Source organism: Pseudomonas sp. Root569, from assembly GCF_001427465.1.
Taxonomy (GTDB): Bacteria; Pseudomonadota; Gammaproteobacteria; order Pseudomonadales; family Pseudomonadaceae; genus Aquipseudomonas; species Aquipseudomonas synxantha.
The window spans coordinates 83885-107694 of sequence record NZ_LMGQ01000023.1 but is presented as its reverse complement, the minus strand read 5'-3'; the positions used below and the strand labels follow the sequence as shown (position 1 = coordinate 107694).

22 protein-coding genes are annotated in these 23810 nt (G+C 60.7%); 10 read left to right on the top strand and 12 right to left on the bottom strand.

All coding sequences use genetic code 11. From position 1 onward, the window contains the following. The 3 genes from ASD70_RS16050 (at nt 1) to fdhA (ending at nt 2881) form a co-directional block, all read left to right on the top strand. Entirely contained in the window at nt 1-633 is a 633-nt protein-coding gene (locus ASD70_RS16050) for a sarcosine oxidase subunit gamma (protein WP_056846914.1), read from the top strand. Between the two features lie 10 nt (nt 634-643). Further along, on the top strand, nt 644-1501 hold the full coding sequence (gene purU / locus ASD70_RS16045) for a formyltetrahydrofolate deformylase (protein ID WP_005792124.1): 858 nt from the start codon (nt 644-646) through the stop codon (nt 1499-1501). 180 nt (nt 1502-1681) lie between these two features. Next, nucleotides 1682-2881, top strand: a complete 1200-nt coding sequence (gene fdhA, locus ASD70_RS16040; protein WP_005792122.1) for a formaldehyde dehydrogenase, glutathione-independent — start codon at nt 1682-1684, stop codon at nt 2879-2881. A 93-nt stretch (nt 2882-2974) separates the two neighbouring features. Here the strand turns inward: fdhA and ASD70_RS16035 are convergent, their stop codons facing one another. Next, complete coding sequence (locus tag ASD70_RS16035) at nt 2975-3433, bottom strand: anti-sigma factor domain-containing protein (RefSeq protein WP_046069840.1); 459 nt, start codon at nt 3431-3433, stop codon at nt 2975-2977. A gap of 136 nt (nt 3434-3569) precedes the next feature. Here ASD70_RS16035 and ASD70_RS16030 point away from each other — a divergent pair, with 136 nt between their 5' ends. Next, on the top strand, nt 3570-4142 hold the full coding sequence (locus ASD70_RS16030; protein WP_046069839.1) for a DUF2780 domain-containing protein: 573 nt from the start codon (nt 3570-3572) through the stop codon (nt 4140-4142). Here ASD70_RS16030 and ASD70_RS16025 read toward each other — a convergent pair. Continuing rightward, entirely contained in the window at nt 4139-5026 is an 888-nt protein-coding gene (locus ASD70_RS16025; RefSeq protein ID WP_046069838.1) for an acyltransferase, read from the bottom strand. The genes ASD70_RS16030 and ASD70_RS16025 overlap by 4 nt on opposite strands. A 173-nt stretch (nt 5027-5199) precedes the next feature. On the opposite strand from ASD70_RS16025, the gene rloA2 reads away from it, so the two are divergent. The 4 genes from rloA2 to creD are packed head-to-tail and all read left to right on the top strand — an operon-like array spanning nt 5200 to nt 9212. Further along, on the top strand, nt 5200-5700 hold the full coding sequence (gene rloA2 / locus ASD70_RS16020; RefSeq protein WP_056846913.1) for a retropepsin-like aspartic peptidase RloA2: 501 nt from the start codon (nt 5200-5202) through the stop codon (nt 5698-5700). Between the two features lie 8 nt (nt 5701-5708). Continuing rightward, nucleotides 5709-6377: a two-component system response regulator CreB gene (gene creB, locus ASD70_RS16015; protein ID WP_046069836.1), complete on the top strand. Its 669-nt coding sequence runs from the start codon at nt 5709-5711 to the stop codon at nt 6375-6377. Further along, nucleotides 6377-7816 (top strand): two-component system sensor histidine kinase CreC, encoded by a 1440-nt coding sequence (creC, locus tag ASD70_RS16010; RefSeq protein ID WP_056846912.1) that lies wholly within the window; start codon nt 6377-6379, stop codon nt 7814-7816. Before creB ends, creC begins: the two co-directional genes overlap by 1 nt. Before the next feature lie 52 nt (nt 7817-7868). Next, nucleotides 7869-9212 (top strand): cell envelope integrity protein CreD, encoded by a 1344-nt coding sequence (gene creD, locus ASD70_RS16005; protein ID WP_056846911.1) that lies wholly within the window; start codon nt 7869-7871, stop codon nt 9210-9212. A gap of 217 nt (nt 9213-9429) precedes the next feature. Here creD and ASD70_RS15995 read toward each other — a convergent pair whose 3' ends face one another. The 7 genes from ASD70_RS15995 to ASD70_RS15965 all read right to left on the bottom strand — a co-directional run bounded on the left by ASD70_RS15995 (nt 9430) and on the right by ASD70_RS15965 (nt 17629). Beyond that, nucleotides 9430-9612, bottom strand: a complete 183-nt coding sequence (locus tag ASD70_RS15995; RefSeq protein ID WP_056846909.1) for a hypothetical protein — start codon at nt 9610-9612, stop codon at nt 9430-9432. Beyond that, a complete protein-coding gene (locus ASD70_RS15990; protein WP_056846908.1) occupies nt 9609-10712 on the bottom strand; it encodes a PepSY-associated TM helix domain-containing protein in 1104 nt (367 codons plus the stop codon). Before ASD70_RS15990 ends, ASD70_RS15995 begins: the two co-directional genes overlap by 4 nt. A 62-nt stretch (nt 10713-10774) precedes the next feature. Next, nucleotides 10775-13213 (bottom strand): TonB-dependent siderophore receptor, encoded by a 2439-nt coding sequence (locus tag ASD70_RS15985; protein ID WP_056846907.1) that lies wholly within the window; start codon nt 13211-13213, stop codon nt 10775-10777. 207 nt (nt 13214-13420) lie between these two features. After that, on the bottom strand, nt 13421-14389 hold the full coding sequence (locus ASD70_RS15980) for a FecR domain-containing protein (RefSeq protein ID WP_056846906.1): 969 nt from the start codon (nt 14387-14389) through the stop codon (nt 13421-13423). Next, nucleotides 14386-14904: an RNA polymerase sigma factor gene (locus tag ASD70_RS15975; RefSeq protein WP_056846905.1), complete on the bottom strand. Its 519-nt coding sequence runs from the start codon at nt 14902-14904 to the stop codon at nt 14386-14388. Before ASD70_RS15975 ends, ASD70_RS15980 begins: the two co-directional genes overlap by 4 nt. A gap of 98 nt (nt 14905-15002) precedes the next feature. After that, the gene (locus tag ASD70_RS15970) at nt 15003-15710 is read right to left on the bottom strand and encodes a 3'-5' exonuclease (protein WP_056846904.1); all 708 of its coding nucleotides are present in this window, start codon (nt 15708-15710) and stop codon (nt 15003-15005) included. Next, nucleotides 15707-17629 (bottom strand): putative nucleotidyltransferase substrate binding domain-containing protein, encoded by a 1923-nt coding sequence (locus tag ASD70_RS15965; RefSeq protein ID WP_056846903.1) that lies wholly within the window; start codon nt 17627-17629, stop codon nt 15707-15709. Before ASD70_RS15965 ends, ASD70_RS15970 begins: the two co-directional genes overlap by 4 nt. Nucleotides 17630-17872: 243 nt before the next feature. On the opposite strand from ASD70_RS15965, the gene ASD70_RS15960 reads away from it, so the two are divergent. After that, nucleotides 17873-18319 carry a response regulator gene (locus ASD70_RS15960; protein ID WP_046069826.1) on the top strand — a complete coding sequence of 149 codons (447 nt, stop codon included), beginning with the start codon at nt 17873-17875 and terminating at the stop codon, nt 18317-18319. A 162-nt stretch (nt 18320-18481) separates the two neighbouring features. Here ASD70_RS15960 and ASD70_RS15955 read toward each other — a convergent pair whose 3' ends face one another. Then, the gene (locus ASD70_RS15955) at nt 18482-20659 is read right to left on the bottom strand and encodes a malate synthase G (protein ID WP_056846902.1); all 2178 of its coding nucleotides are present in this window, start codon (nt 20657-20659) and stop codon (nt 18482-18484) included. A gap of 267 nt (nt 20660-20926) precedes the next feature. On the opposite strand from ASD70_RS15955, the gene ASD70_RS15950 reads away from it, so the two are divergent. Continuing rightward, on the top strand, nt 20927-21439 hold the full coding sequence (locus ASD70_RS15950) for a glycine cleavage system protein R (protein WP_046069824.1): 513 nt from the start codon (nt 20927-20929) through the stop codon (nt 21437-21439). Nucleotides 21440-21661: 222 nt separating this feature from the next. Here the strand turns inward: ASD70_RS15950 and rarD are convergent, their stop codons facing one another. Continuing rightward, nucleotides 21662-22546, bottom strand: coding sequence for an EamA family transporter RarD (gene rarD, locus ASD70_RS15945; protein ID WP_046069823.1), 885 nt, complete (start codon nt 22544-22546; stop codon nt 21662-21664). A 122-nt stretch (nt 22547-22668) separates the two neighbouring features. Beyond that, nucleotides 22669-23643 (bottom strand): serine/threonine protein kinase, encoded by a 975-nt coding sequence (locus ASD70_RS15940; protein WP_046069822.1) that lies wholly within the window; start codon nt 23641-23643, stop codon nt 22669-22671. Between the last annotated feature and the right edge of the window lie 167 nt (nt 23644-23810).

The following is a 23810-nucleotide window of genomic DNA, read 5'->3' as shown; positions in this document are numbered from 1 at the left end:
ATGACAGCAGCCAACGTTTACCAACAACGCCCCACCACCGGTGCCAAGGCCGAGTCGTCGCTGCACCATGCCGACCTCGCCAGCCTGGTCGGCAAGGGCCGCAAGAACGCCGGCGTGACCGTGCGCGAAAAGAAACTCCTCGGCCACCTGACTATCCGCGGTGATGGCCATGATGCCGCCTTCGCCGCTGGCGTACACAAGGCCGTCGGCATTGAGCTTCCCGGCCCACTGAGCGTGGTCGTCAAAGGCGAAACCAGCCTGCAGTGGCTCGGCCCGGATGAGTGGTTGCTGATCGTGCCAAGCGGTGAAGAATTCGCCGCCGAACAGAACCTGCGTGCCGCCTTGGGTGATTTGCACATCCAGATCGTCAACGTCAGCGGCGGCCAGCAGGTTCTCGAACTCAGCGGCCCTAATGTGCGCGATGTGCTGATGAAGTCCACCAGCTACGACGTGCACCCCAACAACTTCCCGGTGGGCAAGGCAGTGGGCACAGTGTTCGCCAAGTCGCAACTGGTGATCCGCCATACCGCTGAAGACACCTGGGAGCTGGTGATCCTTCGCAGCTTCTCTGATTACTGGTGGTTGTGGTTGCAGGATGCCTCGGCCGAGTTTGGCCTGAGTGTCCAAGCCTGAGGAGTGACCCATGAGCCGCGCACCCGATACATGGATTTTGACCGCCGACTGCCCCAGCGTGCTCGGCACGGTGGACGCGGTCACCCGCTATCTGTTCGAGCAGGGCTGCTATGTCACTGAACACCATTCGTTCGATGATCGTCTCTCGGGCCGGTTTTTTATTCGCGTCGAATTCCGCCAGCCGGACGGTTTCGATGAGCAGGCGTTTCGCGATGGCCTGGCAACACGCGGTGAAGCCTTTGGCATGATTTTCGAGCTGACCGCGCCGAACTACCGGCCGAAAGTGGTGATCATGGTCTCCAAGGCCGATCACTGCCTCAATGACCTGCTCTATCGCCAGCGCATCGGTCAGCTGTCGATGGACGTGGTTGCGGTGGTCTCCAACCATCCCGATCTCAAGCCGTTGGCCGACTGGCACCAGATTCCCTACTACCATTTCCCGCTCGACCCCAACGACAAACCGTCCCAGGAGCGTCAGGTGTGGCAGGTGGTGGAAGACACTGGCGCCGAGCTGGTCATCCTTGCGCGTTACATGCAGGTGCTGTCGCCGGAACTGTGCCGCAAGCTGGATGGCAAGGCCATCAATATCCATCACTCGTTGCTGCCGGGTTTCAAGGGCGCCAAGCCCTATCACCAGGCGTACAACAAGGGTGTGAAACTGGTGGGCGCGACGGCGCATTACATCAATAACGATTTGGATGAGGGGCCGATCATCGCCCAGGGTGTGGAGGTGGTAGACCATAGCCACTACCCCGAGGACTTGATTGCCAAGGGGCGGGATATCGAAGGGCTGACCTTGGCGCGGGCCGTTGGGTATCACATTGAGCGACGGGTGTTTTTGAACGCCAATCGGACGGTGGTGCTCTGACTGGCGCCATCGGGGGCAAGCCCCCTCCCACAGGAGATTGCATTCCCAATGTGGGAGGGGGCTTGCCCCCGATGAGGCCCTCACAAACAACGCAAAAACAGCATCTGTACCCGAGCACTTAAACGCGCTGCCCACCCAAGCGGCAACGCAGTTCCACAAAAACAACAGCGAGGTGAAAGCATGTCTGGTAATCGTGGTGTCGTGTATCTCGGCAACGGCAAGGTCGAAGTACAGAAAATCGACTATCCCAAAATGCAGGACCCCCGTGGCAGGAAGATCGAGCACGGCGTCATCCTGCGCGTGGTCTCCACCAACATCTGTGGCTCCGACCAGCACATGGTGCGCGGCCGCACCACTGCCCAGACCGGCCTGGTGCTCGGTCACGAGATCACTGGCGAAGTGATCGAGAAGGGCAGCGACGTCGAAAACCTGAAAATCGGTGACCTGGTTTCCGTACCGTTCAACGTGGCGTGCGGGCGCTGCCGCTCCTGCAAGGAACAACACACCGGCGTATGCCTGACCGTCAACCCGGCCCGTGCCGGTGGTGCCTACGGTTATGTGGACATGGGTGATTGGACCGGCGGCCAGGCCGAATACGTGCTGGTGCCGTATGCCGACTTCAACCTGCTCAAACTGCCCGACCGCGACAAGGCCATGGAGAAAATCCGCGACCTGACCTGCCTCTCCGACATCCTGCCCACCGGTTATCACGGCGCTGTCACTGCCGGCGTTGGCCCAGGCAGCACCGTCTACATTGCCGGTGCCGGCCCGGTCGGCCTGGCGGCTGCCGCCTCTGCTCGCCTGCTCGGTGCGGCGGTGGTGATCATCGGCGACGTCAACTCGATCCGCCTGGCACACGCCAAGGCCCAGGGCTTTGAGATTGTCGACCTGTCCACCGATACACCGTTGCACGAACAAATCGCCGCACTGCTGGGCGAGCCGGAAGTGGACTGCGCTGTCGACTGCGTGGGCTTTGAGGCACGCGGCCATGGTCACGACGGCGTCAAGGCCGAAGCTCCGGCCACCGTGCTCAACTCACTGATGGGCGTGGTACGTGTGGCAGGCAAAATCGGTATTCCCGGCCTGTATGTCACTGAAGATCCAGGCGCGGTGGATGCCGCCGCGAAAATGGGCAGCCTGAGCATTCGCTTTGGCCTGGGCTGGGCCAAATCCCACAGCTTCCACACCGGGCAGACGCCGGTGATGAAGTACAACCGCCAGCTGATGCAGGCGATCATGTGGGACCGGATCAACATTGCCGAGATCGTTGGCGTACAGGTGATCAGCCTGGACGATGCGCCACGTGGGTATGGCGAGTTCGATGCGGGTGTGCCGAAGAAGTTTGTGATTGATCCGCATAAGTTGTTCAGTGCAGCGTAAAGCGTTGGGCAAATGAAAAAGGGCGACCCGTGGGTCGCCCTTTTTTGCGTCTGCCGCTTAAGGCTGCACTGAAGATCAAATGTGGGAGGGGGATCAGCGTGTGGCCAGCGCACCCTGGTAAATGGTCGGGCCTGTCGGCTGTTTGCTCACCGAGCCGCCCTTGCTCTCCGAGCTCACCATCAACTCCACCGGCTTGCTGATCGATTCCTGCTGGCGCGGGTTGAGGCCAATGATGCCCTTGCCGTCTTCCGGCAGCAGCCCTAACGAAACCGGCGTGCCACCTTCAGGAATGGCCCACAGCTCCAGGCTCTGGTCCGGTGCTGGCGCCGTGGAGGCAATCGGCTGCACTTCCAGGTAATCCTTGTGGGCCATGATCTGTGCCGCTGGCTGCTGGGTAGTGGTCACCAGCGTAGCGGCGGACTTGACGCTGTCCTGGGTGTAAAGGGCGCCGCCGATGCCGGCAACCACTACCACACAGGCGCCGATGAACAGGCGCGGGCGGCTCCAGAACGGAGGCTTTTGCTCAATCACTTGGGGTTGGATCGCAGTCATAAGTCTCTTCCTGACAAATTTTGTAGTCAGTGCATGGACCCCCTTATCCTCGATGGGTTCCAGGGTGGCCTTGGAACAACCGACGAGATACCCAGTCCAACGCCTGCTTTTGCTCCCACATTCAGAGGTTGTCTTGATGAAGATTTCACGCGGTTTCGCCCTTTCCTGTGTGATGACCCTGGCAGCAGGCCCGGTGTTCGCCGCAGGCTTCAGCCTTGGCGACGCGGCCAATGCCATCTCGGGCATGCAAGGCGGTAACAACAAGGCCGCAGCCGCTGCACCGTCGTCCGAGACGGCCGGCTTGCTCAGCGCCCTGACTTCGCAACTCAACATCACCCCCGAACAGGCTGTCGGTGGTACCGGCGCGATGCTGGGCCTGGCCAAGAACAAACTGAGTGGCAACGACTATTCGCAACTGGGCAACAGCGTGCCGGGTCTCGATCAGTTGTCGGGCAACAACGCATTGGGCAGCCTTGGCGCCTTGAGCGGCCTGCTCGGCCAGAAGGGTGGCAGCAAGACCAGCGGCCTTGATGGTTTGCTGGGTGACGTGAAGAACACCAATGACCTGAATACCGCGTTCAGTGCGCTGGGCATGGATAGCGGGATGGTCAGCCAGTTTGCCCCGGTGATCCTGCAATACCTGGGCGGCCAGGGCGCCAGCAATTCAGTGCTTAGCAAACTCGCCCAAGCCTGGGGTACTGGCAGCTAGGCCCGCCCCGCGCGCAGTTGGTCGATGCGCGCATCTTTCTCCATCCAGAGCTGGTTCACCCAGTTCTGGACGGTCTGGCGGAACGCCGGATCATTCTCATAGTCCCCCTGCCATAACGCCGGGTCCAGATCGCGAGTGCGGATGTCAATGATCACCTTCGGCACCGCTCCGCTGATCAAGTCCCAGAACCCCGGAATCTTTTGCTGTGGATAGACCACGGTCACATCAAGTACCGCGTCCAGCTGTTCACCCATCGCCGCCAGTACAAACGCCACGCCGCCCGCCTTGGGTTTTAGCAGGCGCGTAAAAGGTGAATTCTGCTGCTTGTGCTTGGTCGCGTTGAAGCGCGTACCTTCCAGGTAATTGACCACCGTCACCGGCTGGCGCTTGAACAGCTCGCAGGCCTGCTTGGTGATCTTCAAGTCCTGGCCCGCCAGTTCCGGGTGCTTGGCCAGGAAGGCCTTGGTGTAGCGCTTCATGAACGGATAATCCAGCGCCCACCAGGCCAGGCCGAGGAAGGGCACCCAGATCAGCTCTTTTTTCAGGAAGAACTTGAAGAACGGCGTGCGCCGGTTCAGTGCCTGGATCAGCGCCGGGATATCGACCCAGGACTGGTGGTTACTGATGACGAGGTAGGAGGTGTCACCGCGCAGGTCATCGCCACCGCGGATGTCCCATTGGGTCGGAATGCACAGCGAAAAGATCAGCTTGTCGATCTCGGCCCAGGTCTCGGCGATCCACATCACCGCCCAGGACATATAGTCGCGAAAGCGACCCGGGGCCACCAGCTTGAGCAAGGCAAACACCATCAGCGGCCCGAACAGCACCAGGGTGTTAAGCAACAGCAGCAGTGTGACAAAACAGCCGGTGAGCAGGCGGCGCATAAATAACTCTTGGGATCTTGTGGGCGGGCCATGATAAGCAAGGTGAGTCTAGAGGCCAAATCGCAAATCAACGGACGAATGTTTCACAATGTGCCGTGTAGGGTGGCCGTCACTAACTAAGTGCCGCTTTTGCGGTCTAGAATCCGCCTACTTCTTTCCGAGGAAATCACTTCGTGAAACTGTTATTTGCCTCCCTCGCTCTTGTCACCCTGCCTGTCATGGCCGCCGAACCGACCCTTTACGGTCGCTACGAATACATCCAGTTGCCGGAGATCGGCGAAACCTTCAAGTCCAAGATGGACACCGGCGCGTTGACCGCTTCGCTGTCGGCTCGTGACATCGAGACCTTCACCCGCGACGGCGATGATTGGGTGCGCTTCCGCCTTGGCGGCAAGGACGCCGGCAACAAGGTCTACGAGCACAAGGTGTCGCGTATCAGCAAGATCAAGAGCCGTGCCGACGAAGACGACGACAAGGACGAGCCCTCGGTGGCCAAGCGCCCGGTGGTCGATCTGGAAATGTGCCTGGGCAACGTCAAGCGCACCGTCGAGGTCAACCTCACCGACCGCAGCAGCTTCAATTACCCGCTGCTGATCGGCGCCAAGGCCCTGCGTGAATTTGGCGCGGCGGTGAACCCGGCACGTCGCTACACTGCCGACAAACCGGACTGCTGATTGAACCCATGCCGCACATCCTGATTGTCGAAGACGAAGCGGCGATTGCCGACACGCTGATCTTTGCCCTGCAAGGCGAAGGCTTCACCACCACCTGGCTGACTCTCGGCCAGGCGGCGCTGGAGCATCAGCGCCAGAGCCCTGCCGACCTGATCATCCTCGACATCGGCCTGCCGGACATAACCGGCTTTGAAACCTGCAAGCAATTGCGCCGCTTCAGCGAAGTGCCGGTGATGTTCCTCAGCGCGCGCGATGCCGAGATCGATCGAGTGGTAGGGCTGGAAATCGGTGCTGACGATTATGTGGTCAAGCCCTTCAGCCCACGGGAAGTGGCGGCGCGGGTCCGGGCGATCCTCAAGCGGGTCGGCCCGGGCGTGGCGCCGACGCTGTTCCAGGTCGACCTGGAGCGCATGCAGATCAACTATCGCGGGCACCCCTTGAGCCTCACACGCCATGAATTCCGCCTGCTGCAAAGCCTGCTGGAACAACCCGAGCGCGTGTTCAGCCGCGAACAATTGCTGGACGCGGTGGGGGTGCCGGCCGATGCGGGTTACGAACGCAATATCGACAGCCACATCAAAAGCCTGCGCAGCAAACTGCGCAGCGTGGCGGCGGACGCCGAGCCGATCCAGACTCACCGCGGCCTCGGCTACAGCTACAGCCCGAGCAACGGCTGATGCGCCTGGGGCTGCGGATCTTCCTGGTGTATGCGCTGTTTATCGGGCTGACTGGTTACTTTGTGCTCAATACGGTGATGAAGGAAATCCGCCCCGGCGTGCGCCAGTCCACCGAAGAAACCCTGGTGGATACCGCCAACCTGCTGGCTGAAATCCTGCGCGAGGATGTGAAGAACGGCACTCTCGGCCAGAGTCATTGGCCGGCGCTGCTCAAGGCCTATGGCAGTCGCCAGCCGGGTGCGACCATTTGGGGCCTGCCGAAAAACCAGGTCAACCATCGCATCTACGTCACCGATGCCAAGGGCACGGTGCTGCTCGACTCCTCGGGTGAAGCGGTGGGCCAGGACTATTCGAGATGGAACGACGTGTACCTGACTCTGCGCGGCGAATACGGTGCGCGTTCCACCCGCAGTGCGGCGGAGGACGCTGCCTCATCGGTGATGCACGTGGGCGCGCCGATTCGCGATAACGGCCAGATTATCGGCGTGGTCACCGTGGCCAAGCCCAACAGTTCATTGCAACCCTATGTCGACCGCACCGAACGCCGCCTGCTGTGGTACGGCGCCGGGCTGGTGGTGCTCGGCTTGCTGCTGGGGGCTTTGTTGTCATGGTGGTTGAGCGTGGCGCTGCGGCGGTTGACGGCTTATGCCGAGGCGGTCAGCGAAGGACGGCGCGCCGAGTTGCCCCATTACCGAGGCGGCGAGTTGAAGCAGTTGTCCACCGCCGTGGAGCACATGCGCACGCAGCTGGAGGGCAAGGCTTACGTCGAGCGGTACGTGCACACCCTGACCCATGAACTGAAAAGCCCGTTGGCGGCGATTCGTGGCGCGGCGGAGCTGTTGCAGGGCGATATGAGCCGTGAACAGCAGCAGCGTTTTGTCGGCAACATCGACAGCGAAAGTGCACGCCTGCAGCAGTTGATCGAGCGCTTGCTCAACCTGGCCCAGGTGGAGCAACGCCAGGGGCTGGAAGAACAGTCGAACATCCCGCTGGCGGCCTTGGTCGAGGACGTACTCAAGGCCCAGTGTGCGCGGATCGAAGGCGCCGGCTTGCACGTCGAGCAGGCGATTGCCGCCGACGTGAAGGTGTTTGGCGAACCCTTCCTGCTGCGCCAGGCCTTGGGCAATCTGCTGGACAACGCTCTGGATTTCACCCCGCCCGGTGGTGCGCTGCGGTTCAGTGCGCAGGTGCGGCATAACGATGTGCAAGTCAGCCTGTTCAATCAGGCCGACGCCATTCCCGACTACGCCTTGCCGCGTTTGAGCGAGCGCTTCTACTCGCTGCCACGCCCGGCCAGTGGGCGCAAAAGCACTGGGCTGGGCCTCAACTTTGTCGAAGAAGTGATGAAGCTGCACGGCGGCTCGTTGCAGATCGGCAATGTGCCTGGCGGTGTGCAAGCGGTGCTGCATCTCCATACAGTCTCCACATTACCCACATAAATCCCCCACACGTATTCCCCAGACTCTCTCCCATTCAAACAGGGAGAGACCCATGAACCGCAGCCTGCTTTTCAAACTTGGCGCGATTGCGCTGCTGATTCTGCTGTTGTTGATTCCACTACTGATGATCAACGGCATCATCAGCGACCGCCAGCAACTGCGCGACGGCGTCTTGATGGACATTGCCCGCAGTTCCAGCTACGCCCAGCGCCTGGCCGGGCCGGTCATGGTGGTGCCGTATCGCAAGACCGTGCGCGAATGGAAGCTCAATGAAAAGCTCAACAAGCGCTATGAAGAAACCCGTGAAGAGCGCGGGCGTTTGTATTTCCTGCCGGACCGCTTTGAACTTGACGGCAAGGTGCAAACCGAACTGCGGGCACGGGGCATTTACCAGGCGCGGCTGTTCCACGCCGACAACCGTATCAGCGGGCGTTTCGAGTTGCCTGCGCAGTTGGGCATCACCGAAAACTTTGCCGATTACCGTTTTGAACCGGCGTTCCTGGCGGTGGGTATCAGCGATATTCGCGGGATTGAAAACGCCCTGAAGCTGGAACTGGGTGACCAGCACCTGGAATTTTCGCCGGGCTCCCAAGTGGACTGGCTGGGCGAGGGCGTGCATGTGACGTTGCCGGAGCAGGACGGCAAGCAACCTGCGGTACTGGAGTTCGCCTTCGACCTGCGCCTGCAAGGCACCGAACAACTGCAAGTGGTGCCGGTGGGCAAGACCAGCCAGGTTTCGCTGGCGTCCAACTGGCCGCACCCGAGTTTTATCGGCAACTTCCTGCCGGCTCAACGGGCAGTCACCGACCAGGGCTTCAGCGCCAACTGGCAGACTTCATTCTTCTCCACCAACCTTGAGCAGGCCCTGCAAAACTGCCTGGACGGGCAAGGCTGTGAAGACTTCACCAACCGCAGCTTTGGCGTGAACTTCATCGACCCGGTGGACCAGTACCTCAAGAGCGACCGCGCGATCAAGTATGCGCTGCTGTTTATCGCCCTGACCTTTGCCGGCTTTTTCCTGTTCGAAGTGCTCAAGAGCCTGGCCGTGCACCCGGTCCAGTATGCGCTGGTGGGTGTCGCGCTGGCGTTCTTCTATCTGCTGCTGTTGTCGTTGTCCGAGCATGTGGGCTTTGCCCTGGCGTACCTGATATCCGCCAGTGCCTGCGTATTGCTGATTGGTTTCTACGTGTGCCATGTGCTGCGCAGCGTTGCTCATGGCTTGGGGTTCTCGGCGGGGCTAGCGGCATTGTATGGCTTGCTGTACGGGCTGCTGAGTGCCGAGGATTACGCGCTGCTGATGGGCTCGCTGTTGCTGTTTGGCCTGCTGGGTACGGTGATGGTGCTGACGCGCAAACTGGATTGGTATGGGGTGGGCAAGCGCAAGGTGGAGATGTAGCAATGATCGGATTGCGCGAAGATCAGCAACTGAAGAACAGGATGGTCAACTTCCTCAATCACGCCGCCTTTCAGTGTGGGAGGGGGCTTGCCCCCGATAGCGATGGTTCAGAAACAGATGTGCCCAATGACACGCCGCAATCGGGAGCAAGCCCCCTCCCACAGTGGACGGCGTTCACAAATCAAATGTGGGAGGGGGCTTGCCCCCGATAGCGCCCTCAGCCGCGCCGCTTGCCCAACGCCCAAGCGCCAATGGCAGCAGGTACGCCCAACCCCACCCAACTCAACGAATCCCACATCCCATCCCCCAGCAGCGCCGCAAACAACCCCGCGGCGCTGAGCAGGCCAATCCCCATTGGTATGCCAAACACCTTCCAGAAATTCGACTGCCGCGGCTTCATACCTTGGCCGCCTTGCGCCGCACGATCCATAAGTAAATCCCGCTCACCAGTACGACGATGGTCAGCACATCCAGGACCGCCCACAGGATCTTCATCGGCATGCCGCCGTAATCACCGAAGTGCAACGGTTGGGACAGGCCCATGGCGTCCATGTACCACGGTCGTTCGGCGATGGCGGTAACGGCCAGGGTGCTGGCGTCTATCAGCACTGGTGTCAGCAGATGGGAAGTTAGGTGGGTGCTGCCTTTCATGAACACGGCGTAGTGGTGTTCACTGGAAAAACGCGTGCCGGGGAAGGCGATAAAGTCGGGCTCCATTCCGGGCGCGGCCCTGGCAGCAATGCTCAGCAGCTCAGTGGCTGGTGCGCGATGGGTCAGCGGCGCGGCGTTTTTGTACGGTTCGATCAGGGCGCTGAGGCTGTCCTGGCGCCAGGCGGCGATGAGCAGGTCGGCGCAGGCGCTGATCACGCCTGTCACGCCCACGACCAGCGCCCAGGTCAGGGTGACTACGCCGATCAGGTTGTGCAGGTCGAGCCAGCGCAGGCGGGTGGACTTGTTCTGGCGCACGGTGGTGAATTTCAAGCGGCGCATGAACGGCAGGTACAACACCGTGCCCGAAATAATCGCCAGCACAAACAGAATACCCATGAATGCCAGCAGCAACTTGCCCGGCAGGCCGGCGAACATATCCACATGCAGGCGCAGCAGGAACAGGGTCAGCCCGCCGTTCGCCGATGGTGTTTCCATTGCCTCGCCGGTGCGGGCGTCGAGCATGAAAGTATGGGATGCGTTCGGCTCAGTGCCCGCTGTGGCGGCCATGATTGCGATCACACCGTTCTTGTCGTCCTCATCCCAAGCCAGGTATTGCAAAGCCTCGCCGGGGCGATGGGCCTGGGCTTTAGTCACCAACTGCTCAAGGTTGAGCTGCGGTGTATTGGCGGGCATCTGCGCCAGCTCAGGCTCGTTGCCCAGCAGATGGTCGATCTCATGGTGGAACACCAGCGGCAGGCCAGTGAGGGCGAGCAGCAGCAGGAATACGGTGCAGATCAGGCTGGTCCAGGTGTGGATGAAGGACCAGCGGCGGATGGTTTTGCTTTTCATCACGGCTCCAAGGCAAAAGGGCCGCAGTTCAGGCGGCCCTTCATAAGCGGTTTTTCACCGTCTTAGAATTTGTAGTTCACGCTGGCAACCACGTTGCGCTGGTCACCGTAGTAGCAATAGAAACCGTCGCAGGTGGACAGGTAGTCCTTGTTGAAGATGTTCTTAGCGTCCACGGCCACTGTGACACCCTTCATGGCGCTGTTCACACGGCCTAGGTCGTAGTGCACCGAGGCGTCGTAGACAGTGTAGGAACCTACATGGCCGAGTTCGGTGTTGGCGGCGTTGCCGTAGGTATCGCCAACGTAGCGCACGCCTGCACCTACGCCGAAGCCGTCCAGTAACCCACTGCGCCACGTATAATCGGCCCATCCTGTCGCCTGGTTGCGTGGTAACTGGTTCATGCGATTGCCTTCTTCCCCGGTCGCGCCCTTGGTGATCTCGCTATCGTTATAGGTGTAGGAGCCTACCAGTTTGAGGCTGTCGGTGACGTCGGCGCTGGCTTCCAATTCCAGACCGCGATTGCGCACTTCACCGATCTGGCGCGTGATGCTGCCCTCAGTCACCGTGGAGTTCTTTTGGGTCAGGTCAAATACCGCCGCTGTAAACAAAGCCTTTGTGCCCGGTGGCTGGTACTTGATCCCTGCTTCGTACTGTTTGCCTTCAGTCGGCTTGAAAGCCCCGGTGCTGGCCACCTGTGTACCGGTACCCGCTTGGAACGATTCGGCATAGGACAGGTACGGTGTGATGCCGTTATCGAACACATAGCTCAGCGCGGCATTTGCGCTGAAATGCTTGTCGCGTTGTGTGTTGGTGACGTCGCTCAGGTTATGGAAAGTCGTGCCGGTGTGTACCCAGTCTTCCCGTCCGCCAAGCGTCAGTCGCCAGTTGTTCAGTGCCATCTGGTCTTGGACATATAGGCCGGTCTGTTGGGTCTTCTGGGTGTAGTCATACATGGTGAAGTACTGGACATTGGAGAAGTCCTGTCCATACACCGGGCGGTTGAAATTGATGGTTGGCACGCCGGTCGAACCCCAGTCCCAGCGCGCATTGCTGGTGGAGCGCTGATGGTCCAGGCCTAGCAGCAGTGTGTGGTTCACGGCGCCAGTGTTGAAGTCGGCCTGCAAGTTATTGTCGACCGCGAACTGACTGATGTCCTCATCGACCTTGCCGGCTGAACGACGCACGTTGCCGTCAGCGTCAACTGCGGTTTCCGGGCCATTGGGGAAGAACGCACCACCGGCGGTCAGGCCCTGGAACGACAAGTCGTTCTTGGTATAGCGCAGGTTTTGGTGGAACTGCCAAGTGTCGTTCAGGCGCGTTTCAAATGCATAGCCCAGTGCGTAGTAAGTGCGGTCATAGAATTCCCAGTCTGGATCGCCCAGGTTCTTATGATGGGAAATCTTGCCGGCTGGCGAACTCAATTTGGTGCCCTGCAATGGCAGGAACTGACCGGTGATACCGGTATCATCGCGGGTGAACTGGGTGAGTAACGTCAGCTTGGTGTCGTCGTTGATATTCCACGTGAGGCTGGGGGCAACGTTGTATCGCTTATCGGGGATGTGGTCCACCGCGGTATTACTGTCGCGCACCACGCCGCTGATTCGGTAGAGGAACTGGCCTTCGTCGTCGATTTTGCCGGTGCTATCGAAGTTGAACTGCTTGTGGTTATTGCTGCCGGCCTGCACTTCAATTTCGTTTGAGCTTTCGGCCTGGGGGCGGCGGCTGACCATATCCAGCAGGCCGCCGGGTGGCGTTTGCCCGTAGACCGACGACGCCGGGCCTCGCAGCACCGCGATGCGTTCCAGATTCCAAGTGTCGATTTTTGGCGTTGCGTAGTTACCTTTGGGCAATGGCAGGCCATCGAGGAATTGGGTCGGGACAAAACCGCGTACCAACAACCAGTCACTGCGCGAGTCGGAGCCATAGCCACTGCTCTGTACGCCTGCGGTGTAGCGAAGGGCGTCGTTGAGGTTGAGAACGGAGCGGTCTTCCATTTGCTGGCGGGTAATGACCGTGACGGAACGGGGCAGCTCGGCGATAGGGGTATCAGTCTTTGTGCCCGCTGCTGTGCGAGTAGCGACATAACCTTCCACCGGCCCCCAAGCGCTCTCATAGCTGCCCTGGCCGGTGATATTGGTAGTCGGCAAGGCGACGACGCCTTCCGGAACCGGCACCAAGGTGTAAGTGCCCGCACTGCTTTGTTCCAACTGCAAGCCAGTACCGCGCAACGCTTCACGCAACGCGCTCTGCGCATCGAACTGGCCCTTGACCGGGGCCGAGGTCTTGCCGGCGGCGAGTGTCGGGCTGAGGGTCAGTGCCAGGCCGGCCTGGCTGGCGATCTGGTTCAGGGTGGCGGCCAATGGCGCGGCCGGCAGGTTGTAGGCACGCGTGCTGGAGGCTTGTTCAGCAGCGGCCAGTGCGGTGCTGGTCAGCGGGGTGCCGAGGGCGATGGCCAGGGCTAACAGGCTGGGGCGCAACAGGGTGTCTAGCGTGCGGGACATAAGGCGGCTCCTGAATGGAAATATTTCTCAATTGCCTAGGTGCCGAACGAGAAGCGGAAAGTGATAGGGCCGGGTGAAACTATTTTTTTGGCGGTGTGTTTCAGGGCCTCATCGGGAGCAAGCCCCTCCCACATTTTGGATATGTGAATACCGTCCAATGTGGGAGGGGGCTTGCTCCCGATGGCGATTGCCCGGTCACCACAGAATCTAAGGCTTGGCAGCTACGGTCACCCACCACGGCGTGTGCTGCTCGATCTGCACGGGCAAGGTCGGCAGCAGCGCGTTCAACGCCAGGGTGGTGTCGTGCAATGGGAAGCTGCCGGTGATACGCAGCTCGGCCACGTCGTTATCCACACCCAGGTAGCCGGCGCGGTAGCGACTCAGTTCATTGACCACATCCCCCAGGCGGGCGTTGTCGACCACCAGCATGCCACGGGTCCAGGCATCGGAGGCCGGGGTGACAGCCAGTGTCGGCCCCAGGCCGTCGCTGCGCATCAACACCTGCTGACCGGCCTTGAACACCTGTTCCTGATGCAGCGCCTCAGGTTGGGCAGCCACCGCAGACTGCAATACGCTCAGGCGCGTGGCCTCGTCTTCGCGCTTGACGATAAACCGCGTGCCCAACGCTCGCAGACTGCCGTCGCGGGTTTGCACATAGAAAGGCCGTGCATCGTCGTGGCCGGTTTCGACGAGGATTTCGCCTTCCTGCAACACAATCAACCGGCGTTTTTCATCGAAGCGCACATCAATGGCGCTATGGGTGTTGAGGTTGATCTGCGTGCCGTCTGCCAGTTTCAGTGTGCGTTGCTCGCCGGTGGCGGTGCGCTGGTCGGCCAGCCAATAGTGGATCGGCACGTACCGCTCGCCGGCAAACAGCGCCAGGCCGCACACCAGCACGATGCTCGCCAGGCCACGGCCCAGCTTGCGCACGCGTTGGCGAATGCCTTGGCGCGATTGCAGCAACGCCGCCCGCGCCGGGCCCGAGGCCACGCTGAAACGTTGGTCGAGCATGCCCAGTTGGCGCCAGGCGCGGGCATGCTCTTCATCGCTGGCCAGCCATTTGGCGAATTCTTCCTGTTCCACCGCGCTGCCGTCGCCCGAGTCGAGGGACAGTTGCCAGGCAATCGCGGCATCCAGCACCCGCGCTGACACCGGTTTGGCACTGACGGCGGTCACGACGGCTCGCCGTACAGCGCGATGTAGCACTGCCGAATGCCCTGGGCAATGTACTGGCGCACGCGGGGCACCGACACACCGAGACGCCGGGCGATTTCTGCATGGCCCAGGCCGTCGAGGCGGTTATAGAGGAAAGCGGCGCGAGCCTTGCTCGACAGCCTGCCGAGCAGACGGTCGATGGCCTTGAGGTCTTCGAGGATCAGGTGCTGCTCTTGCGGCGAAGGGTGTTCGCTTTCCGGGATCAGCATCAATTCGGTGAGGTAGGCCTGTTCCAGGGCGGCGCGGCGGAAGTAGTCGAACAGCAAGCCCTTGGCAATCGCCACCAGGAACGCGCGGGGTTCGCGGGGTTCGCGCAGCTCATCCCGGCCCAGCAGGCGCATGAAGGTGTCCTGGCTCAGGTCTTCGGCGCGGCTTGGACATGCCACATTGCGCCGCAGCCAGGCCAGCAGCCAGCCGCGATGGTCGCGATACAACGCGCCAACAAGCTCACTGTGTGGGGTCTGAACCGACGACACGGCATCACCGAATAAATAAGGGGCTTTAACTAACGAGAATTATTCGCGATTGTGTCAGAGGCGTGAGGTGGGTGCAATTGGCGTCTGTCGGGATGCCATTAAAAGGATGGCGCTTGTTGACGGCGTTTCCATTGGGCCAAACGCTCTTGCAGGGCATGGGGCGTGTCGATCTGCTGCTGCCGGGCACGGCTGAACAGGATCAGCATCAGCTCCGCTGTAGCCAGTGCGTCGGCGCTGGCGTGATGGCGTTCGCCTGCCTGAAGCTTGAAGTGGTTGAGCCAGTCGTCCAGGCCGGCTTCGCGCAGCGTGACGTCCGGGCACAACAGAGGAGCCAGGTCGGCTACATCCAGAACGGGATGGGCCAGTCGATAATCCAGGCTGTCCTTGAGCGCCCGGCCCAGCATGTGTTGATCGAAGGGCGCGTGGAAGGCCAGTAGCGGGCTGTCGCCAACAAACGTCATGAAATCCAGCAGCGCTTCGGCCGGGTCGCTGCCGGCAGCGATCGCGCTGGGGCCGAGCCCGTGGATCAACACGCTGGGGCTGAGTTTGGTGTCGGTGCGTTGCAGGGTGCGTTCAAACAGTTGGGAAAAATCCACTGCACCATCCTCGATGACCACGGCGCCGATGGACAGTACCTGGTCACGGTTAAGGTTCAGGCCGCTGGTCTCCAGGTCCACCACCACCCAGCGCTGGCTGCGCAACGAGCCGTCGCCCAAGGCGCGAGGCTTGGGCAATTGCGCCAGGCGCTGCTGCTGCGTCGCATCCAGGCCAGGTTTTTTCTTATGCCACCAACTGAACAGGCTCACAGTTGATACCGCAAGGTCAGGCTGCTTTGCAGGCGCTGGGCCTGGCGCAGGGCTTCACGCAGGATGCGCCGGTCCAGATGGTTGAGGCTGTCGGGGTCGACGCGGTTGGAATAGGGCAGGTTTTCACGGGTCTGCAATTGGTGCTGCTGCATACGGGTCTGCTGGATAAAGTGATAGGCCTCTTCATAGGCGGCACCATCCAGCGGTTCGATCACTTGCTTGGCCACCAACTGGCGCAGGCGTTCCAGGGTGTTGTTGGCATGGATGCCATTGGCCAGGGCCAGCAAGCGCGCACCGTCTACGAAGGGGGTAAGGCCCTGCACCTTGAGATCCAGGGTAGCCTTCTCGCCGCCTTTGCGCGTCAGCACGAACTCGCGCAAACGCCCTACCGGCGGGCGCTGGCGCAGCGCGTTTTCGGCCAACATGCGCTGGAACAAGCGGTTATCCGCCACCTGATCGAGAATGCCCTGGCGCAGTTGCTCGCAGCCGCGCTCATCGCCCCACACCGCGCGCAAATCAAAATAGATGCTCGAGCCCAGCAGGTTTTCCGGTGTTGCCTCACGGATAAACGCGCCGAAGCGCCGCGCCCACTCCACTCGCGACAAACACAGCTCGGGGTTGCCGGCCATGATATTGCCCTTGCACAGGCTGAAGCCGCACAGCGCCAGGCTCTGGTTGATGTGCTGCGCCAGGGGCAGCAAGCGGCCACGGATTTCGGCAGCTTCGACAGCGTCCTTGGCCTCGAACAGGATGCCGTTGTCCTGGTCGGTATACAGCGTTTGCTCGCGGCGACCTTCGCTGCCGAAACACAACCAACTGAACGGCACACCCGGGTCGCCTTTTTCCGCGAGGGTCAATTCGATCACGCGGCACACGGTATGGTCGTTGAGCAGCGTAATGATGTGAGTGATCTGGGTGGACGACGCGCCATGGGCGAGCATGCGCTCCACCAACTGGCCGATTTCACCGCGAATCGCCACCAGGTTTTCCACCCTGGGCGCGTTGCGGATGGTGCGGGCCAGGTGCACAAGGTCCACACGTTGCAAGGAGAACAGGTCACGCTCGGATACCACGCCACATAGGCGCTGGTCTTTGACCAGGCACACGTGGGCGATATGCCGTTCGGTCATGGCGATGGCCGCGTCGAAAGCGCTGTGGTCCGGGCTCAAGGAAAACGGCCCCTGGGTCATATGAGCTTCAATGCCCTGGCTGAAATCGCTGGTGCCATCGGCCACCACCTGGCGCAGATCACGCAGGGTAAAAATGCCCAGGGGCGCCTTGTGCGGGTCGACGATCACAATGCTGCCGACCTGCTGTTCGTGCATCAAGGTCACCGCTTCACACAGCGGCGTGTGCGGGCTGCAGGTGACCGGGTGGCGCATGGCCAATTCGCCCAATCGAGTGTTCAGCGAGTATTGGGTGCCGAGGGTTTCCACGGCTTTTTGTTTTACCTGCTGGTTGACCTGGTCGAGCAGGCTGCTGACCCCACGCAAGGCGAAATCTCGAAACGCGCTGGAAAGGGCGAACAGCTTGATAAACGCGGGCTTGTTCAGTTGCAGGCAAAAGGTGTCTTCGGCGGCTTTATGTTCAGTGCGAGTAGCACGTTCGCCCAGCAGCGCGGCGAGGGGGAAGCACTCGCCGGTGGTGATTTCGAAGGTGGTATCGGCGCAGTCCGGTCGTTCGCCGACGACGCGGCCCTGCTTGACGATATAAAAGTGCTCGACCGGGCCACTAGAGGGCTTGAGGATGCTGTCGCCGGGTCCGTAGAAGCGCAGTTGGCACTGCTCCACCAGAAACGCCAGGTGCGCCTGCTCCATCTGGTTGAATGGCGGGAAGCGTTGCAGGAATTGCAGGGTGCCGTGGATGTTCTGCAAAACGGCAGTTTTTCCTGCCTGTGCGAATGCATCAGCTTTACTCATAACAGTGATCGCAGTTTTTTGTCGTTATCGTGCTGCATGGTCGACTCCTGCACGGCAGGTGCCCATTGGACGTAAGTCTAGGTTGATGAGAACCGCGCAAAACTAGGGAAAAACCTTACATGACTATCGTCCGAACCCCGTAGAACGCCCACTAGGCAAACTTTCCGACGAAGTGCACATTGTTCGCCCCTCCGCAGATGTCTGACGAGTGCTGGGAGATTGATTAGAACCGCTGAGAAACGTATGACCGACCACGATATTTTGAGTGATGCCGAGCGCGAGGCGCTGAGCGCCGTGATGCTGGAGCCTGATTTACCGCCACAACGCGTGTTGATCGTGGACGACGACAAGGATGCGCGTGAACTGCTGGCGGAGATCCTGGGCCTGGACGGTATTCGCTGCATGACCGCCGACAGTGGTGAGAAGGCGTGGGATTTGTTGAAGTCCAGCAGCTCCATCGGTTTGCTGATCACTGACCTGCGCATGCAGCCCAGCAATGGCCTGGAGTTGATTCGCCAGGTGCGTGAGTCGACGCGTGCGGCGCTGCCGATCATCATCATGTCAGGGGACGCGGAGGCGCCGGATGTGATCGATGCGATGCATTTGAGCGTGGTGGATTTCTTGCTCAAGCCGATTGATAGCGTGAAGTTGGCGAAGTTGGTCAAGCGGGAGTTGGGGATGGCTTCCTGATTTTGGTGATGCTGTGATGGCGTCACCGGGAGCAAGCCTCCTCCCACAGTCTAAAAGTCTGCGCAGTTCAAAATGTGGGAGGGGGCTTGCCCCCGATAGCGCCAGTTCGGTCACCCTCAACCCAACTAAAAAGCCCCGATCTCTCGATCAGGGCTTTTTCATTTACAGGCCGTTTTTAGCCTTGAACTCCCGACGCCTGCGGTGCAACACCGGCTCGGTATAGCCATTAGGCTGCTTGGTCCCTTCAATCACCAACTCCACCGCCGCCTGGAACGCGATGTTGCTGTCGAAATCCGGAGCCAGTGGGCGGTACAACGCGTCCCCGGCATTCTGGCGGTCCACCACCGGCGCCATGCGCTTGAGGCTTTCCATCACCTGGGCTTCATTGACAATGCCGTGACGCAACCAGTTGGCGATGTGCTGGCTGGAGATACGCAGGGTGGCACGGTCTTCCATCAGGCCGATGTCGTTGATGTCCGGCACTTTCGAACAGCCGACGCCCTGGTCGATCCAACGGACCACATAACCAAGGATGCCCTGGGCATTGTTGTCCAGTTCGTTGCGGATCTCGTCGTCAGACCAATCGGTGTTGCTGGCCAGGGGAATGGTGAGGATGTCGTCCACCGAGGCGCGCTCGCGCTTGGCCAGTTCGGCCTGACGGGCGAACACATCGACCTTGTGATAGTGCAGCGCATGCAGCGCCGCGGCGGTTGGCGACGGCACCCAGGCGGTGTTGGCGCCGGCCAGTGGGTGGGCGATTTTCTGCTCGAGCATCGCGGCCATCAGGTCTGGCATCGCCCACATGCCTTTACCGATCTGTGCACGACCTTGCAGGCCAGTGCTCAAGCCGATATCGACGTTCCAGTTCTCATAGGCGCCGATCCACTTCTCTGCCTTCATGGCTGCCTTGCGCACCATCGCGCCGGCTTCCATGGAGGTGTGGATTTCATCGCCAGTGCGGTCGAGGAAGCCGGTGTTGATAAACACCACGCGCTCGCTGGCCGCCTTGATGCAGGCCTTGAGGTTGACCGTGGTGCGGCGCTCCTCGTCCATGATCCCGACTTTGAGGGTGTTGCGTGGCAGGTTCAGCACGTCTTCGATGCGACCGAACAGCTCGTTGGTGAACGCGGCTTCTTCCGGGCCGTGCATCTTCGGCTTGACGATGTACACCGAGCCGGTACGGCTGTTCTTGCGCGTGTTGTTGCCATTGAGGCTGTGGATCGCCGCCAGGCTGGTGAGCAGGCCGTCGAGAATGCCTTCCGGCACTTCGTGGCCGTCTTTGTCGAGGATCGCGTCGATGGTCATCAAGTGGCCAACGTTGCGCACGAACAGCAGCGAACGGCCGTGCAGGGTCACGTCCTGGCCATCCACCCCGGTGTACACGCGATCAGGGTTCATGGTGCGGGTGAAGGTCTTGCCGCCCTTGGCGACTTCTTCGGCCAGGTCGCCCTTCATCAGGCCGAGCCAGTTGCGGTAGATCACCACCTTGTCATCGGCATCCACGGCGGCGACGGAGTCTTCGCAGTCCATGATGGTGGTCAGCGCGGCTTCCATCAGCACGTCTTTGACGCCGGCCGCGTCGGTCTGGCCGACTGGGGTGCTGGCGTCGATCTGGATCTCGAAGTGCAGGCCGTTGTGCTTGAGCAGGATCGCAATCGGCTCGGCCGCCGGGCCCTGGAAGCCGATCAATTGCGCATCGTCGCGCAGGCCGCTGTTACTGCCGCCCTTGAGGCTGACGATCAGCTTGCCATCGACGATCTTGTAGCCGGTGGAGTCAACGTGGCTGCCGGCGCTGAGCGGCGCGGCTTCGTCGAGGAACGCACGGGCGAAGGCGATGACCTTGTCGCCACGCACTTTGTTGTAGCTCTTGCCCTTCTCTGCGCCATCGGCTTCGCTGATGGCGTCGGTGCCATACAAGGCGTCGTACAGCGAACCCCAGCGCGCATTCGAAGCGTTCAGGGCGAAGCGGGCATTCATCACCGGCACTACCAGCTGGGGGCCGGCCATGTGCGCGATTTCGTCGTCGACGTTTTGGGTCGAGGCCTGGAAGTCTGCGGCTTCTGGCAGCAGGTATCCGATGTCTTGCAGGAAGGCTTTGTAGGCCACCGGGTCATGCGCCTGGCCCGCGTGGGTCTGGTGCCAGGTATCGATCCGCGCCTGGAAATCGTCGCGTTTGGCGAGTAGGGCTTTGTTCTTCGGTGCCAGGTCGTGGATAACCTTGTCGGCACCGGCCCAGAACTGGTCGGCAGTGATGCCGGTACCGGGAATGGCTTCGTTGTTCACGAAGTCGAACAGGACTTTGGCGACCTGCAGGCCACCGACTTGAACGTGTTCAGTCATTGCTTGCCTCACTCTGCGGAGCTTATGCGCTTTTTCAGATTTTCATTATGTAGTGCACGGTTGCGCATACTACATGATGACTTGCGGTTGTGAAAATTAGACTAAATACGTCGTTTAGCGACCCACTTTGGTCGTACGGTCACAGCGGAGAACCAGATGTTCTCAAAAAACTATTGGATTGTTCCAGATAAATATAAAAATGGTACACGATTTGTTTTCGAGGGCTCCCGGGTCCACCTTGTAGATTGAATTCCAGAGGGCGTTGCCATGGACCATCTTGTACTCACAATTATCGCTGCCGACAAACCCGGACTGGTGGAACGCATCGCCCAGACCATTGCCGCCCACGGCGGTAACTGGCTGGAAAGCCGCATGGCTCATATGGCGGGGCAGTTTGCCGGGATCCTGCGGGTCAGCGTGCCGGCCGAGCAGCGTCAAGCGTTGGTGGGCGCGTTGGAGGATTTATCCACGCATGGCATACGTGCGCTGGTGGGCGAGGGCAGCACCGGGCAAGCGTCGATGTCCAAGTCGATTGTGATGACGCTGGTGGGCAATGACCGCTCGGGCATCGTGCGCGAGATCACCGCGCTGTTGAGCCAGCAGGGCGTCAATCTGGAACGCCTGAGTACCGATGTGCGCCCGGCACCCATGAGCGGTGATCCGCTGTTTAACGCCGAGGCGTTGTTGCAGGTGCCAGCGAGCCTGTCGTTGGAGTCCTTGCAAGCGTCGCTGGAAACCTTGGCCGATGACTTGATGGTGGAGTTGCGTCAAGAGGAGTAACGACCCACAGGGTTATGCATGGAAATCTTGCATGGGCCTGTGGATAACCTGTAGAGACCCGGCGCCAGCCCACGCCGGCCTTGCTTCTCCGTCAGTTGAGCAAAAAACGAGCAGTTTCAATGACTTGTGCACACATGGCGGGGATCAGGTTGTGGATAACCTTGGGGTGGAACGCTGCAAGCCACGAAAACCGTGGCTTGCAGAGATTTGTACGTTATTTGATCAGCGTTTGCGCACGCTCAGCCAGGCATCCAGGCTGTACACCACCAGGCCGGCCCAGATAAAGGCGAATGCCATCAGTGTGGCCGGCGCCAAGTGTTCGCCGAACAGCAATACGGCTTCCAGCAGCACCAGGGTCGGCGCGACGTATTGTAAAAAGCCCAGTGCGGTGTAGGGCAAATGCCGAGCGGCGGCGTTGAAGCACACCAGTGGGATCAACGTGACCGGGCCTGCGGCCACCAGCCACCAGGCTTCGGAGGTACTCCAGAATTCCAGTTGCGCACTGTGGGCCGACGGGTTGAACAGCAGCCAGGCCACGGCAATTGGCACCAGCATCCAGGTCTCCACCACCAGCCCCGGCAGTGCCTTGACCGGCGCTTGCTTTCGAATCAGGCCATAGAAACCGAAGGTCAACGCCAGCACCAGCGACACCCACGGCAAGCTGCCGACCTGCCAGACCTGCTGCGCCACGCCCACCGCTGCCAGGCCCACCGCTATCCATTGCAGGCGCCGAAGGCGTTCACCAAGGATCAGCATGCCCAGCAGTACATTCACCAGCGGGTTGATGTAGTAACCCAGGCTGGCCTCGAGCATACGCCCGCTGTTCACCGACCATACGTAGGTCAGCCAGTTAGCCGCAATCAACGAACCGCTGAGGGCCAGGATCGCCAGGCGCTTGGGGTTGTCGCGCAACTCGCGGAACCAGCCGGGATGTTTCCACACCATCAGCAGCAAACCGCCGAACAGCGCCGACCACAACACGCGGTGCACGATGATCTCGGCAGCGGGGACGCTGGCGATGGCTTTGAAGTAAAGCGGGAACAGGCCCCAGATGACGTAGGCGCTCAGGCCCAGGATGTACCCTTTGCGAGGGTTGGCGGCTTGCATTGCAGAATCCTTGCTTAGGCAGCTAACAAAGCGCGATTGTAAGGATATTTGTGCAGCAGTGGGACCCGCTTCGCTTTATGTGGGAGGGAGCAAGCCCCCTCCCACATTAAAAGCAAAAGCGGTTAGAAGAGTTTCAGCGGTTCTTCGTTGAGCGCCGACAACTGCTCACGCAACGCCAGCACCTGGTCGCCCCAATACCGCTCGCTGCCGAACCACGGGAAGCTGTGGGGGAACGCCGGGTCATCCCAGCGGCGTGCCAGCCAGGCGCTGTAGTGCATCAGGCGCAGGGCGCGCAGAGGTTCGATCAGGGCCAGCTCGCGCGGGTCGAAGTCGTGGAATTCCTGGTAGCCATCCATCAGTTCCGACAGCTGGCCCAGGCATTCCTGGCGGTCGCCGGCGAGCATCATCCACAGGTCTTGCACCGCCGGGCCCATGCGGCAGTCGTCGAGGTCGACGATATGGAACATCTCGTCGCGGCACATCATGTTGCCCGGGTGGCAATCGCCGTGCATGCGGATGTTCTTGTGCGGCGTGGTCTTGTACACCTCTTCCACGCGCTTGAGCAGGTCACGGGCCACGGACTCGTAGGCCGGCAGCAGGCTCTTGGGAATGAAGTTGCCTTCAAGCAAGGTGTTGAGGGAGTCGTGACCGAAGTTCTTCACACCCAGAGCTTCACGGTGTTCGAACGGGCGGGTGGAACCCACTGCGTGCAAACGGCCCAGCAATTGCCCGAGGCGATAGAGCTGATCAAGATTGCCTGGCTCAGGCGCCCGGCCGCCACGGCGCGGGAACAGGGTGAAGCGGAAACCTGCGTGTTCGAACAGGCTTTCGCCGTTGTGAATCAGCGGCGCTACTACCGGTACTTCGCATTCGGCCAGTTCGAAGGTAAAGCGGTGTTCTTCGAGGATCGCCTCGTTGGTCCAGCGCTGGGGCCGGTAGAATTTGGCGATCAGCGGCTCGGCGTCTTCGATACCCACTTGGTACACGCGGTTTTCGTAGCTGTTGAGTGCCAATACGCGTGCGTCGCTGAGGAAACCGATGCTTTCAACGGCGTCGAGGACCAGGTCAGGGGTGAGGGTTTCAAACGGGTGGGCCATGCGAACTCCTGCGCGCAGCAGGGCGCCGCGTCGGGCCGGGTATGGTAACGCACCGGGGCTGGGATAGGTGGTGGCTGTGCTATTGCAATCGGAGGCAAGCCCCCTCCCACACTTGAATGTATTCGCAATTCGCAATTGTGGGAGGGGGCTTGCCCACGATGAGGCTC

Excerpts from the sequence above, each read along its gene's own strand:
- fdhA (WP_005792122.1), top strand. The coding sequence starts at position 1,682 with ATGTCTGGTAATCGTGGTGTCGTGTATCTCGGCAACGGCAAGGTCGAA.
- ASD70_RS15995 (WP_056846909.1), bottom strand. The coding sequence starts at position 9,612 with ATGAAGCCGCGGCAGTCGAATTTCTGGAAGGTGTTTGGCATACCAATG.
- ASD70_RS16035 (WP_046069840.1), bottom strand. The coding sequence starts at position 3,433 with ATGACTGCGATCCAACCCCAAGTGATTGAGCAAAAGCCTCCGTTCTGG.
- ASD70_RS15955 (WP_056846902.1), bottom strand. The coding sequence starts at position 20,659 with ATGACTGAACACGTTCAAGTCGGTGGCCTGCAGGTCGCCAAAGTCCTG.
- ASD70_RS16025 (WP_046069838.1), bottom strand. The coding sequence starts at position 5,026 with ATGCGCCGCCTGCTCACCGGCTGTTTTGTCACACTGCTGCTGTTGCTT.
- creD (WP_056846911.1), top strand. The coding sequence starts at position 7,869 with ATGAACCGCAGCCTGCTTTTCAAACTTGGCGCGATTGCGCTGCTGATT.
- creB (WP_046069836.1), top strand. The coding sequence starts at position 5,709 with ATGCCGCACATCCTGATTGTCGAAGACGAAGCGGCGATTGCCGACACG.
- creC (WP_056846912.1), top strand. The coding sequence starts at position 6,377 with ATGCGCCTGGGGCTGCGGATCTTCCTGGTGTATGCGCTGTTTATCGGG.
- ASD70_RS15985 (WP_056846907.1), bottom strand. The coding sequence starts at position 13,213 with ATGTCCCGCACGCTAGACACCCTGTTGCGCCCCAGCCTGTTAGCCCTG.
- ASD70_RS15940 (WP_046069822.1), bottom strand. The coding sequence starts at position 23,643 with ATGGCCCACCCGTTTGAAACCCTCACCCCTGACCTGGTCCTCGACGCC.
- ASD70_RS15965 (WP_056846903.1), bottom strand. The coding sequence starts at position 17,629 with ATGAGTAAAGCTGATGCATTCGCACAGGCAGGAAAAACTGCCGTTTTG.
- rarD (WP_046069823.1), bottom strand. The coding sequence starts at position 22,546 with ATGCAAGCCGCCAACCCTCGCAAAGGGTACATCCTGGGCCTGAGCGCC.
- ASD70_RS15960 (WP_046069826.1), top strand. The coding sequence starts at position 17,873 with ATGACCGACCACGATATTTTGAGTGATGCCGAGCGCGAGGCGCTGAGC.
- ASD70_RS15950 (WP_046069824.1), top strand. The coding sequence starts at position 20,927 with ATGGACCATCTTGTACTCACAATTATCGCTGCCGACAAACCCGGACTG.
- ASD70_RS16050 (WP_056846914.1), top strand. The coding sequence starts at position 1 with ATGACAGCAGCCAACGTTTACCAACAACGCCCCACCACCGGTGCCAAG.
- purU (WP_005792124.1), top strand. The coding sequence starts at position 644 with ATGAGCCGCGCACCCGATACATGGATTTTGACCGCCGACTGCCCCAGC.
- ASD70_RS16030 (WP_046069839.1), top strand. The coding sequence starts at position 3,570 with ATGAAGATTTCACGCGGTTTCGCCCTTTCCTGTGTGATGACCCTGGCA.
- ASD70_RS15990 (WP_056846908.1), bottom strand. The coding sequence starts at position 10,712 with ATGAAAAGCAAAACCATCCGCCGCTGGTCCTTCATCCACACCTGGACC.